The 12,595-nt window shown below is 62.8% G+C and carries 12 protein-coding genes; 2 read left to right on the forward strand and 10 right to left on the reverse strand.

Features of this window, described 5'->3' with window-relative positions:
* Positions 1-23: 23 nt before the first annotated feature.
* A complete protein-coding gene (locus ACED18_RS16865) occupies positions 24-1,148 on the reverse strand; it encodes a BMP family ABC transporter substrate-binding protein (protein WP_377294365.1) in 1,125 nt (374 codons plus the stop codon).
* Between the two features lie 160 nt (positions 1,149-1,308).
* Between ACED18_RS16865 and ACED18_RS16870 the strand changes: the two genes are divergently transcribed.
* Complete coding sequence (locus tag ACED18_RS16870) at positions 1,309-2,217, forward strand: LysR family transcriptional regulator (RefSeq protein ID WP_377294367.1); 909 nt, start codon at positions 1,309-1,311, stop codon at positions 2,215-2,217.
* Positions 2,218-2,290: 73 nt separating this feature from the next.
* On the opposite strand, the gene ACED18_RS16875 is transcribed toward ACED18_RS16870, so the two are convergent.
* The 7 genes from ACED18_RS16875 to ACED18_RS16905 all read right to left on the reverse strand — a co-directional run bounded on the left by ACED18_RS16875 (position 2,291) and on the right by ACED18_RS16905 (position 9,053).
* Positions 2,291-3,412 (reverse strand): P1 family peptidase, encoded by a 1,122-nt coding sequence (locus ACED18_RS16875; protein ID WP_377294369.1) that lies wholly within the window; start codon positions 3,410-3,412, stop codon positions 2,291-2,293.
* Positions 3,413-3,438: 26 nt separating this feature from the next.
* Entirely contained in the window at positions 3,439-4,200 is a 762-nt protein-coding gene (locus tag ACED18_RS16880) for a DeoR/GlpR family DNA-binding transcription regulator (RefSeq protein WP_377294371.1), read from the reverse strand.
* 144 nt (positions 4,201-4,344) lie between these two features.
* Positions 4,345-5,037, reverse strand: coding sequence for a cysteine hydrolase family protein (locus ACED18_RS16885; protein WP_377294373.1), 693 nt, complete (start codon positions 5,035-5,037; stop codon positions 4,345-4,347).
* Positions 5,038-5,046: 9 nt separating this feature from the next.
* Positions 5,047-5,853 carry an ABC transporter permease gene (locus tag ACED18_RS16890; RefSeq protein WP_377294375.1) on the reverse strand — a complete coding sequence of 269 codons (807 nt, stop codon included), beginning with the start codon at positions 5,851-5,853 and terminating at the stop codon, positions 5,047-5,049.
* A gap of 4 nt (positions 5,854-5,857) precedes the next feature.
* Positions 5,858-6,757 carry an ABC transporter permease gene (locus ACED18_RS16895; protein WP_377294377.1) on the reverse strand — a complete coding sequence of 300 codons (900 nt, stop codon included), beginning with the start codon at positions 6,755-6,757 and terminating at the stop codon, positions 5,858-5,860.
* 1 nt (position 6,758) lies between these two features.
* On the reverse strand, positions 6,759-7,889 hold the full coding sequence (locus ACED18_RS16900) for an ABC transporter ATP-binding protein (RefSeq protein ID WP_377294379.1): 1,131 nt from the start codon (positions 7,887-7,889) through the stop codon (positions 6,759-6,761).
* Between the two features lie 27 nt (positions 7,890-7,916).
* Positions 7,917-9,053, reverse strand: a complete 1,137-nt coding sequence (locus tag ACED18_RS16905) for a PotD/PotF family extracellular solute-binding protein (protein WP_377294381.1) — start codon at positions 9,051-9,053, stop codon at positions 7,917-7,919.
* 318 nt (positions 9,054-9,371) lie between these two features.
* On the opposite strand from ACED18_RS16905, the gene fabG reads away from it, so the two are divergent.
* Positions 9,372-10,145 carry a 3-oxoacyl-ACP reductase FabG gene (gene fabG / locus ACED18_RS16910; RefSeq protein WP_377294383.1) on the forward strand — a complete coding sequence of 258 codons (774 nt, stop codon included), beginning with the start codon at positions 9,372-9,374 and terminating at the stop codon, positions 10,143-10,145.
* 80 nt (positions 10,146-10,225) lie between these two features.
* Here the strand turns inward: fabG and ACED18_RS16915 are convergent, their stop codons facing one another.
* Together ACED18_RS16915 and ACED18_RS16920 are read right to left on the reverse strand one after the other, a co-directional pair.
* Positions 10,226-11,581: an aspartate aminotransferase family protein gene (locus ACED18_RS16915; protein WP_377294385.1), complete on the reverse strand. Its 1,356-nt coding sequence runs from the start codon at positions 11,579-11,581 to the stop codon at positions 10,226-10,228.
* Positions 11,582-11,591: 10 nt separating this feature from the next.
* On the reverse strand, positions 11,592-12,581 hold the full coding sequence (locus ACED18_RS16920) for a phosphotransferase enzyme family protein (RefSeq protein ID WP_377294387.1): 990 nt from the start codon (positions 12,579-12,581) through the stop codon (positions 11,592-11,594).
* Between the last annotated feature and the right edge of the window lie 14 nt (positions 12,582-12,595).

Below are 12,595 nucleotides of genomic sequence, written 5' to 3' on the forward strand. Positions count from 1 at the left end.
GCCTCCTGTTTCGCGCGATGCCCTCAGGAGGTGGAGCCGACGACGCCTTCCACGAGGTAGTCCATGCTTTCCAAGGCGACATCGGTCTCGACGAAGGCCTGGCCCGCGGTGGCGACCACATTGCCCTTGTTGTCCTTCAGCGGACCCTTGATCGCGGCAAAGCCACCCTTCATGATCTCGGCCTGCACGGCCTCGAAGCGGGTGCGGGCCTCCGGCGTCACGGCGGGCCCGAGCGGGCTCATCTTGATGAAGCCGTCGGCGAGACCCCCGCGCACGAAATTCTCGATCGTACCGCCGGAAAGCGTCGTCTTGACCATATCCGTATAGACCTTGGCCCAGTTCCACTCCGCGCCGGTCAGGTACTTTTCGGGCGCCAGCGCGCTCTGGTTGGCATGGTAGCCGCACAGATACATGCCGCGGCCCGCACCCGTCTCCATCACCACCTTCGGCCCGTCCACATGGCAGGTGATGACATCGACGCCCTGGTCGGCGAGCGCATTGGTGGCTTCCGCCTCCTTCACCGCCAGCGACCATTCGCCGGTGAAGATCACCTGGCAGGTGATCGTGGGATCGACGGCGCGGGCGCCGAGCAGGAAGGAGTTGATGTTGAGCAGCACCTGCGGAATGGGCTTGGCGGCCACGAAGCCGATCTTCTTGGACTTCGTCGCATAGCCGGCGGCGATGCCGTTCAGATACTGGCCCATGCCGATATAGCCGAAATAGGAGCCGACATTCTTCGGCTTGTCCGGCGTCCACAGGCCACCGCAATGTTCGAAGCGAACCTCGGGGTTCTTCGGCGCGACGGCGAGGATGTGGGGATCGAAATAGCCGAAGGAGGTGGGGAAGAGCAGGGTGGCGCCATCGAAGCCGATCATGCTTTCCATGGTCTTCTGCACATCGACGGTTTCGGGAACCTGCTCCTCCTCGACGACGGTCACGCCGTCCATCGCCTTGACGGCGGCCGCACCTTCGGCGTGGGACTGGTTGTAGCCGAAATCGTCCTTGGGGCCGACATAGATGAAGCCGACGGTGAGACCGGCAGCGCGCGCCATGCCGGCGGGCAGCAGACCGGAGAGCGCCGCCGCACCGGCAAGACCGGCCGAGTTCATCAGAAACTGGCGACGATTGGGCATCAGGATCCTGGACATGTGAACGTTCCCCGCTGTTCGTTGCGCCGGTGCAGCCCGGGTTCAGGGGGCTTGCGCATCCGGCTTTCGGACGTCAGTAATCCAGATGGACGCGCTTCTGTCTTGTGCTATGTTTTCGCCGGGCCGCTGCAAAAAATGCAGCACAGGCACAGGGCCATCCATGCGTTACCTCGCCTCCATCCGCTATATCGATGCCGTCGTGAAGGCCGGCTCCATCCGCGCCGCCGCCGATACGCTCGCCATCACCTCGACGGCGCTCAACCGGCGTATTCTGGCGATGGAAGAGGAATTGGGCGTGCCGATCTTCGAGCGCCTGCCGCATGGCGTGCGTCTGTCGGCGGCCGGCGAGATCTACATCCACCACATCCGCAACCAGCTGTCGGACATGGAGCGGGTGCGTTCCCAGATCGCCGACCTCTCGGGTGTGCGGCGCGGCCATGTGTCGATTGCCTGCAGCCAGGCACTGCTACCCTATTTCCTGCCGAGCCAGATCGCGCTCTACCGCAAGGAGCATCCGAACGTCACCTTCGGCGTCCACCTGCGCGACCGCGAGGCAGCAGAGCACGCGCTTGTCGACCACAGCGCCGATCTCGCCATCGTCTTCGAACCCGTGCGCCTTACCGATTTCATGACGCTGATCCGGGTGCGCCAGCCTGTTCATGTGGTCATGGCACCTGACCATCCATTGGCCGCCAAGGCGATGGTCAGGCTATCGGATTGCGTCGATTACCCGATCGCCCTGCCGACGACGGCCTATGGTGTGCGCCACCTGCTCGACATCGCCATGCGCATTGCCGGCGTGCGCCTCGATCCGGTCATCCAGTCCGACAATTTCGAATTCCTGCGCAATCACGCCGTTGCGGAAAACATCATCACGTTCCAGATCCCCATCGGCCTGTCCGACCAGACATCGACAGGACACATGGTCTCGCGGCCACTCGACGGGCGCGACGTGCCCGCCGGCATCCTCTATCTCGGCCAGTTGAAAGGCCGCACCCTGCCCGTCGCCGCCGCCCGCTTTGCCTCACAGCTGACCAGCGCCCTCGCCGATCAGTTCGAAGCGTCGTGAAGTCTGAAAGGCACCATGCACTGCCGGCACAACCAGGCAGAAAGTCCTGGAAGGGCGCACGGGCGATACGGCATCAGCCGGACGCCAGATCTCGGGCAAGCAGGCGCGCGACGGCCGCTGCATCGATGGCTTCGATGCGGTAACGGTCGTGCGGCGTGCCGCCGGTCGTGCGCGCAGCGACCATGGCATTGACGACAGCTTCCTCGATGCTTTGCACGGCGGCCTGATAGATGGGGTCGAGGAACTCGTCGTTGATCATCTCGAGACTGAGCACGGGTCCGGCACGGTGGCGCAGGGGATGTGGGTTCGCCGTGGAAAAGGCGAGGAAAATGTCGCCCGAACTGTTTCCACCGACGGTGCCGTTGCGGCCGATGCCGATCGCCCCGCGCCGGGCGAGTTTCTGCAACTGATGTGGCGCCAGCGGCAGGTCGGTTGCCAGAACCACGATGATCGAACCGCGCTCCGCCAGTACCGGATCAGACTGGGAAAGCAGACGACCGACAGGACGGCCGGCAATCGTCAGCCAGTCGCGCTGGCCGTGATTGGCCTGCACGAGCGCACCGACCGTGAAGGAGGATGCCCCGACATCGACCCGACGCGAGGCAGTACCGGTACCGCCCTTGAAGCCGTAGGCGATCATGCCGGTCCCGCCGCCGACATTGCCTTCGGCGACCGGGCCTGAAGCCGCCCCGTCCAGCGCTTCGAAGACATGCTCCAGCGTCACATGCTGGCCGTTGATATCGTTGAGAAGCCCGTCATAGGTCTCGGCCACGACCGGCAGCAGCCACAGGGGCTCGCCGCCATCGAAGGTGTCGCGGTAACGGTCCAGCATCCAGCGCACGGCGCCGTGGTGGACCATCCCGACGCTGTGGGTGTTGGTAATCAGAACCGGACCAACGAAATACCCCCCATCCTCGATCCAGTGCGCGCCGGTCATCTCGCCATTGCCATTGAAGCGATGAACGCCCGCAAACACCGGAACGGGTTCCGCTGAACCTGCATGCGGCACGATCGCCGTCACGCCGGTGCGCACCGGAAGGCGCCGGCCCAGACGGGGCGTCTCCTCCACGAGGGTGGAAAATCCGACATGCACCCCGGGCACATCCGTCAGCGCATTCAAAGGGCCCGGCACGCCGTCAAAGGGAATACCGAAATCCCGGGCCCGGCGGATGGCCGGATGAGGGTTGGGGGTCATGGCGCGCTTTCCGTCGAGTAAAGGTTTCAGGCGAGCGTGAGGGTCACGGCATTGGCGGCGAGACGGTCAAGGAGCGGCTGCACGGGTGCCTTGTCCGTTACGAGATTGCCGACGGCACTCCATGGCGCATAGCGCGCTGGAAACAGCCGATCATGCTTGGAATGGTCGGCCACCACCACGGTGCGGGCCGAACGCGCCATCATCGTGGTGTAGACCGCACCGCATTCGATGAGGGCATCGGAGGGACCGTCCGGCCCGAGCCCGCTTGCGCCCAGAACGGCAAATTCCGCATAGAAACCGTTGAGGAAGGACACCGTATGAGCGCCGACCGTCGCACCTTCCGTGGCATGGTAGTCGCCCGGCAGAATGATGACCTTGATCGTCGGATTGATCGCCAGCACCGTCGCCACGCCGAAGGAATGGGTGAGGACCGTGATGTCGCGCATCTCCACGGCAATCCGCCGCGCCGTATGCACCGTCGTCGCCCCGGAGCCGATCATCAGCACGCGGGCACCCTTGAGGATCTGGACTGCCGCCCGCGCGATGCGTTCGCGCTCGGCGACGAAGAGCATGTGACGCTCGGTGACGGACGGCTCGGTGGAGAGCGAGCGCACGGCGCCGCCATAGGTGCGGTTGAGCAGGCCCTGCCCTGTCAGTTCGTCGAGATCCCGGCGAATGGTTTCCGTTGAGACGTCGAGACGTCGCGCAAGTTCGGCGACCCGCAGGCTCGGCGCCTGCGTGAGTTCGGTCAGGATTCGTTCCTGGCGAATGCTCTTCGGTTTTTTCATGATCGATCGTCCATTTGCTGCAGCTGGCTCCTGTCCCTCTGCCACAGAGCAGCACGGCCGACATGCCCTTGGCTTTCTTTCTGGCAAGAAGGACAGGGCAGCACAAGGACGCAACGCCCGCAATCCCGGCCCGTCTTATCCATCTCAAGCCGGCAGATAGCCGATAACTTCGTCGGTCATCATCACATTGGCGTAGATCATGTGCAGGCGCTCGAGTTCGCTGACATGCAGGTCCATCGCACCGGCCGCGCAGGCATCATCGACAACGATCACATCGAAGCTCTCGTCTGCCAGGCTGCGGACGGTGGAAGACACGCACTGATCGGTGAAGATACCGCTGCAGACCACGTGGGTGATGCCCATATTGGTGAGCACGAGCCGCAGGTTCGTCCCCGTGAGCGCGCTGTCGGTGGTCTTGGTCACCACGATCTCGTCCGCCTTGGGCGCGATCTCCGGCAGGATCTGCGAGGCAGCCTCGTCCTTCGGCAGCAGCAGGTTGTTCCATCCAGGCTTGCGCTGGCTCAGGGACCGATCCCGCCCGTCATGCCGCAGACAGGCAATCCGAGCAAAAAGGACGTCCAGCCCGCGGGTCCGGAAATGCTCCAGCAAACGCTGGTTGTTGGGAATGACCGTCTGGTGCATGCGCTCGTGGAACGGCGTCCACGCACGATAGCGCTCAAGCGCCTCGCCCGAGAGACCCGCCGGATCAGGCCGCTCCAGATAGGTGTTCTGCATGTCGATGACCAGCAGCGCCACCTTTCCCCTTTCCAGCACGGGATCATCAGGCGCCGGGGCGCCCTGATAGTAGAAGGATCGACGTTCGGTCTTCCAGTTCATGGCTCTCTCTCACGCATCACGCTGGCGGCGGCGCAGGATCATGATCACCAACCCGCCCGCCAGAAGCAGGGTCGCTGCCGAGAGCGTGCTCATCGTTCCGAGCGCAGGCACCATCGGCGAATATCCCGCAACCATCTTGGAATAGAGCCATTTCGGGATCGTGGAATCAACGCCGGCCGTATAGAGCGACAGCGGAAAATTGCCCCAGGAAAGCAGGAAGGCAAAGAGCGCACCCGACCAGATGCCCGGCCAAAGGATCGGCAGCGTGATTTCCTTGAGGATGAACCAGCGGCTGGCACCCAGATCGCGCGCCGCCTCCTCAAGCGTCGGGTCGAAGGAATAGACCTGGATGGCGATGACGAGCGTCACGACCGGCACGATCCAGACGAGGTGGGCGATCACGGCCGTCTGCCAGCTCGGATTGATGCCGATCGCATTGAACCACAAAAGGAGCGCAAGCCCGAGCACCGGCTGCGGGAAAAACACGGGCAAAAGGATCGCCTTCTGGAACAGTCGCCGACCCTTCCAGTCGTAGCGGGCAAAGGCAAGAGCACCGAAGAAGGCAAAGAACACCGAAACCAGCGTGACGATGAAGGCGATGAGAAGCGAATTCTGCACCAGCGTCTGGATTTCCAGAGAAGCGACGGTCTTGCCCCACCATTCCGTAGAAAAGATGCGGACCGGGAAGCCGAAATAGCGCCCCTTCGAAAGGCCGGCCAGCGCCCCGCAGACGATCGGAAGGTAAAGCGCGAGGACCACGAAGCCGGTCCAGGCCTTCACAAAGGCACGCGCATGGATCTGTGAACGCGTTTCCATTCTCTCACCTCCGGCCAAGAATGCGGTCGAGATCGAGCTTCGACAGCATGAAGAGGGCCAGCCCGCTGACGATGACCACGAGGAGCAGGGCGAGGGCCGAACCGAGCGGCCAGTTCTGGGCATAGGTGAAGGCGATCTCGATATCCTGGGCGATGGTGATGACGGACTGGCCACCGAGGATCTTGGATTCGGCAATCGCCCCTGCCCCCAGCACGAAGGTCAGCAGCATGCCGATCAGGATGCCGGGCATGGCCAACGGCAGTTCGATTTCCCGCCAGATCATCAGCCGTCCGGCACCGAGATCGCGTGCGGCATCAACGAGATCGCGCGGGATCATGGCAAGGCCGAGAGACATCGGAAACAGCATGAAGGGCAGGTAGACATAAAGCATGCCGAACAGCGTGGCGCCCGGCGTATAGAGGAGTTCCGGCCCGCCGGAAAAACCCAGCCACTTCAGGCCACCATCGAGAACACCGTTCTTGATGAAGAAGAGCACCCAGCCATAAAGGCGGACATTTTCCGACACGAAGAGCGGAAAGACGAAGAGAACGCTGACGAAGCCGGCCCATTTGCCGAACATGCGGTTGAGACCATAGGCGATGGGATAGGCGATGACGGCCAGCAGCACGGTCGTTGCCAGCGCAAAGGAAAGCGACCAGACAAAGGACGTCCACACCGTGTTCGTGGGCTCGACGATCGCCGCGAAATTGGCGAGCGTGAAGGAGCGGAAGACATCGAAGCTCTTTGGCGTCGCAAAGGCATAGGCCGCAACCGTCACCAGCGGCGCCAGGAAACCGAGCACGAGCAGGAGAATGACCGGAGAGGCTGCCCTGAGACCGACGGGGACAGCAGGAAAGGATGCACCTTCGGCCTTTTCCTGCTGAGAGGAGACGATGGCGCTCATGTCAGTCTCCCACCAGAATGGCGTCGCGCGCATCCCAGCCGATGGTCACCGTATCACCCGCCACCAGACCGGCCGCCGCCGCCCGCGCCACTTCGACGAGATAGATGCGCTCGCCGGCATGCACCTGATACTGCATGCGCGATCCCAGCGAATATTCGTTGTAGATCCGGCCAGAAATCAGATTGTCGGCGCTCGACGGCCCGGTCACGAAGCGCATCGTCTCCGGCCGCACGACGATGGTCGCGGTTTCCCCGACCTCTTTGCCGGTCGGTGCGACGATGATCGGCCTGCCATCGGCCTGTATCCAGCCGCCGGCCGTCGCGCGCTTCACCGGGAAGCTGTTCACCTCGCCAAAGAACTCCGCAACGAAGCGCGTGGCAGGCTTGGTGTAGATCTCCTCCGGCGTTCCGATTTGCACAAGCCGGCCACCGCTCATCACCCCCACGCGGTCGGACATGACCATCGCCTCTTCCAGCGAGTGGGTGATGTAAACGAAGGTCTTGCCGCTTTCGCGGTGCAGGTCCTTCAACTCCTTTTCCAGCACCTTCTTGAGCTTGTAGTCGAGCGCCGACAGGGGTTCGTCGAAGAACAGGACATCGGGATCATAGGCAAAGGCGCGGGCGAGCGCGACACGCTGCTTTTCCCCACCGGAGCAGCGCATGACGTTCTTGGCGTAGTAGTGTTCGGGAAGGCGCACCATGCGCATCAGCTCCAGCGCGCGGCTCTTGCGCTCCGCCGCAGGCACCTTGCGCACCTTCAGCGGAAATTCGATGTTTTCCCCCACGGTCTTGTGCGGGAAAAGCGCGAGCGACTGAAAGACGAGACATGTCGGCCGCTTGTCGGCCGGCACGTCGTTGATCAGCGCACCGCGCAGGGTGATGTAGCCGGAAGAGGGTGCTTCCATTCCGGCCAGCATCCGCAACAGCGTCGTCTTGCCGGAGCCGGACGGGCCGACGATCGTGACGAACTCACCCTCCTTGATATCGACGGAGATACCATCGACTGCCGCGAAATCGCCGAAGACCTTGCGGACATCGACAAGCTGCAGCACCGGCAAGGCCTTCCCCGGTGCAGCGGCTTCGGTTCCGGTGTCCGTGTCGTCCAAGGCCGGGGAGATCATCGCGATACCCATTTTCTTCTCCGTCTGGTCCTGTCCGTCTCAGCCGCGAAGACGCTTGGCGGCCGTCATCAGCTCAAGCGCCTTGTCGTAGTCAGGCACGATGTCGTATTCGGCAGACCGCGCCATGTCCTCCTCGAGCGTATCCCACTGGATCGCCTCCAGCTGCTCGGCCGTGAAGAGCTCGAAGCATTTCGGGTTCCCCATCTGGCTGACCGGATTGAAGGTTCCCTCGGCGAATGCCACGGTGTGGGCGGCAACCGGATCCTGCACGTATTTGAGAAATTCGACGGCGAGGGGCGAGAGTTCGGGATTGTTGACGGTGGAGGTGATCTCGATCCAGGAAATGCCGCCCTTGCCGTCGATCGGCCCCTTGAGGGGCGTGATGGCGCGCAGGTTCGGATAGCCGTCTGCGCGGGCCGGAGAGACCGAATAGGTGCCGCCGGTCATGTAGAGATCGATTTCGCCGGAGACCAGCGCCTGGTTCAGCGAGGCCATGTCGCCGACCATCTTCGCACCCTTGAAGACTTTCGCAGCCGTCTCGGAGAAGGCCTTCATCTCGGCTTCGTCATGGGTCTTGAAGGGATTGATGCCGGCGATCAGGAAGATGTTGAAGACGTTCCAGTCGTCCGACTCCTGGATACCGTATTTGCCGGCAATCGCGGCATCGTTGAAGAGGTTCCATCCCTGCTCTTCAGCCGTTGCCTTGCTGATCTTGTCCGTATCGACAACGAAGCTGTAAGGCCCGAAGCGCTGGGCCATGCCGAGCAGATCCTTGCCATCCTCGCTCATGGCCCAGCGATATGGTGCCTTGAAGTCGGGAAGCATCGTGTCGAAGTACGGCTCGAACTCGGCACGCGGCAGAGGCTTGATCAGCCCGGCCGGCGCCATGACCTTGCGCGCCCAGGGATTGTTGACGTTGATCAGATCCCAGAGCTTCGTTTCGCCGGCCCGCAACCGGTTGATCATGGTCGGGTCGTTCGTCAGGCTTTCCGCCTTCACCGTCGCCGACTGGCTGGAGCGGAACGGATCGAGCACCTGGGCAGAATTGTAACCCTCCCAGCACAGGATGTTCAGCTCCTTGTCGCGGGCCGCAAAGGCGCGGCTGGCTGAAGCCAGCGGCCCCGCAAAGGTCGCCGCACCCATCATCTGCATCAGGTTGCGCCTCGAAATCATCATCGTCAGTTCCCCTTTTGCTGCGGTCGGCTCTGCGGCCGCCGGATCATTCATTTTGTTGGAAGTGTGTCGTATGAATGTGTGATTTACAACATAAATTTTCTGCGTCATGCTGCATTGCGAAATTCGGGGAAGATAGACGAGACGGAGCAAAGCGAGATCATTCGATCGCGCCCAAGCAACTGGAAAGACTGGAGATAGAGATTGCACTTCTTTTGTGCATGGTCGGCGCCGAATGTGAGCGGCTTTTAAGCCGATAGCCAAAATTTGGTGCATTCGCCACAGAAAGCACCACAAACCACAACATAAAGTGAGTCAGAAATGTTGAAGTCACTACAGGGGAAAACCGTTATCGTCACAGGCGCGAGCCGAGGCATTGGCAAGGGAATCGCACTTCGCTTCGGCGCGGCCGGGCTGCACGTGCTGGTGATTTCCCGCAATCAGGCCGATGCCGACGCGGTCGCGGGCGAGATCGGCCCTCATGCCTCCGGGCTTGGCGCCGACGTGAGCACCGAAGAGGGCTGCCGGGCCATGGCAGAGGCTGCCGTTCAGCGTTACGGCGCTATCGATATCCTGTGCGCCAATGCCGGCATCTTTCCCGCGGCGAAGCTCGGCGAAATGACAGCGGCCGACTTCGATCACGTCATCGCGACGAACCTGAAAAGCACGTTTCTCAGTGTTTCGGCCGTTCTCCCCGCCATGACGCGCGCCGGTGCCGGGCGCATCATCATCACCTCATCGATCACCGGCCCCATCACAGGCTATCCGGGCTGGGCCCATTATGGCGCCAGCAAGGCGGGCCAGCTTGGCTTCATGCGCACCGCGGCCATCGAACTCGCGCCGAAGAACATCACGGTCAATGCCGTCATGCCCGGCAACATCATGACAGAAGGGCTGGAGGGAAATGGCCCGGATTACATTGCGGCCATGGAAGCATCTGTACCGCTGCGCCGACTGGGCACACCGGCAGATATTGCCAATGCCGCCCTGTTCTTCGCCTCGGAAGAGGCGGCCTACATCACGGGACAGTCGATCGTCGTCGACGGCGGACAGATTCTTCCAGAGTCCCTCGGAGCACTCGAGGCCATGGGCTGAAGCACAGGCCGGCAGACCACGAAACATGACCAGCCCTGGGTCTGCCGGCCCCACGTCCATTTGTAAAGGTTCAGCCCCGATTAGACGCCGGCTCTGCGCTGCACGAGGATCTCGGCCAACGTGTCGGTGAAGAGATCGACGTCGGCGTTGGAGAAACAAAGCGGAGGACGGATTTTCAGCGTGGCGCCGTACTTGCCGGCCGCACCGATGAGAATGCCGCGGGCCCGCAAGGCGTTGATGACGGCGCGAGCCAAGGCCGCATCGGGCGCGCCGGTTGACGGCTCCGTAAAATCGAGGCCGAGGAAAAGGCCCGCACCACGCACCGCGCCGATCTCGGCAGATACCCCCATCAATGCCTCTAGCCGGCGACGGAAATAGGCGCCGACGGTGCGGGCGCGCTGCACCAGCCCCTCCTCATCCAGCACCTTCAAAACAGCATGACCGGCGGCGGCGGCGACGGGATTCCCGCCGAACGTGTTGAAATAGCCGGTCTCCTCGCAAAACCGCGCCACGAAGTCTGACCGCGTGACCACGCCCCCCATCGGGAACCCGTTCCCCATCGGCTTGCCCATCGTCACGATTTCCGGAACGAGGCCGTGGCGCTGAAAGCCCCACAGTCCCTCCCCCTTCTCGTCACCGCCGGTGCGGCCGAAGCCCGGCTGCACCTCGTCGGCGATCAGCACGCCACCGGCACGGCGGACCACCGCGACAGCCTTTTGCAGGAAGCCGGGCGGATCGGCATGAATCCCGTCACTGGAAAAGATCGTGTCGACGATCAGCGCCGCCAGCGCGACGCCCCGTGCCTTCAGCGCGGCAATCGCCTCCTCGACCGAGGCCGCGAAACTCTCGGCGACATCGCGCCCGTCCCGCGCCTCGGGAGCCGGAATGACGGCGACGAAAGGGGCGGGCGTCCGCTTGCGGAGCGAAGAGGGTGAAATCTCCGTCACCAGTGCCGTATTGCCATGATAGGCCGCCTCGGTGACGATGAAGCCTTGCCCGCCGGTGGCAATGCGGGCGATGCGCATGGCCAGATCGTTGCTCTCGCTGCCCGTGCAGGTCATCATCAGTGTATCGAGCCCGGCCGGAAACCGCGACAGCAGGTCCTCGGCATAGGCATCCACCACGCCATTCAGGTAGCGGGTGTGGATGTTGAGTTCAGCCACCTGGCGCGTGATGGCTTCCACCACGCGCGGATGACAGTGACCGACCGACGGCACGTTGTTGTAAACATCGAGATAGCGACGCCCTTCGGCATCGATGAGATAGGCACCCTCCGCCTTTACCATCTCGATCGGCTGCTCGAAGAACAGCACGGAGGATGCACCAAAATTTGCCTGCCGGCGCGCCACCTTGCCCGCCAGATTCGGCGACAGTCTCGCTGCGGACAGGACGTCGAAACGGTTGAGGTCGAGAATTTCCGTTTTTGCAGCGCTCATCGCGATCCTCTCACCCGTGTTCGGAAAGATAACGTTCGGCGAGCATCACCGTGCCGTCTGTATAGGCCGTTCCCATGCTTTGGGCCGTCGGGGTCTCCGCATGCGAGGCGATCCAGGCGGTCAGCTGCATGCGTCGAAGCATGATGAACATCGGCAGGGCCGCGACCTGTTCGGGCGCCAGTGGCGCGGTGCGCCGGTAGCCCTCCAGCCACGCCTCCATCAGGGCGGGCACGACAGGGTCGTGCTCGATGAAGCTGATGGCCGCCGCAAAGTCATAGGCGAACCAGGAAAAACCGCAGTCGTCGAAGTCGATCACGCCCAATCGCTCGCCTTCAACGAGAAGGTTGGCAGCCCGCATGTCGCAGTGAACGAGGCCGAAGCGGTCATTGCCCATGCCATAAGCCGCGGTCTGGGCCTGGAGCAGCACATGCATACGCTCCAGAACAGCGCGCCCCTGGGCGTCAAGACCAAGCGCCTCGCGCCAGTCGCCCCAATGCGCGCCGGCCCCGATGATCCGGTCGAAATCCCATGTCTTGCGCACGAAACCCGCCGGCCGACGCCAGCGGCGGCTGTGGCCGTGAAGTCTCGCATTGATTTCGCCGAGCGCGCCATACCACTTGACGAGATCCGTCTCCGCATCCGGTTCGCTCCCCGTCATATGCTCGAAGGCGACGGCATGCCGCAGGCTCTCTCCATCCGAAAAGCGCTGGAGCAACCCGCCATCGGCAGCCGCCAAAGGTTTCGGGGTTGCCACGACCCCCTCGGCACGCAATGCGTCGATCCAGGCCAACTCGGAAAGAATTTCCGCTTCCGAATGGTAGTCGGGGCGGTGCACCCTGACGATCACCTTCCGCTCGGCCGCCGGATCGTCGAACAGAAAAGTCGCATTCTCCGAAATCGTCAGAAGCCGAAGATCCGCATCGTCGGACACGGCCCAGACGGGTGCAAGACCCCGCACGCCGGCCGCAAGTCGCGTCAAGAAATCTTCATCATACAACACCTGAGCAGCCCCAT

Origin of the sequence: Rhizobium sp. SG2393, assembly GCF_042610495.1 — a bacterium.
GTDB lineage: Bacteria > Pseudomonadota > Alphaproteobacteria > Rhizobiales > Rhizobiaceae > RU20A.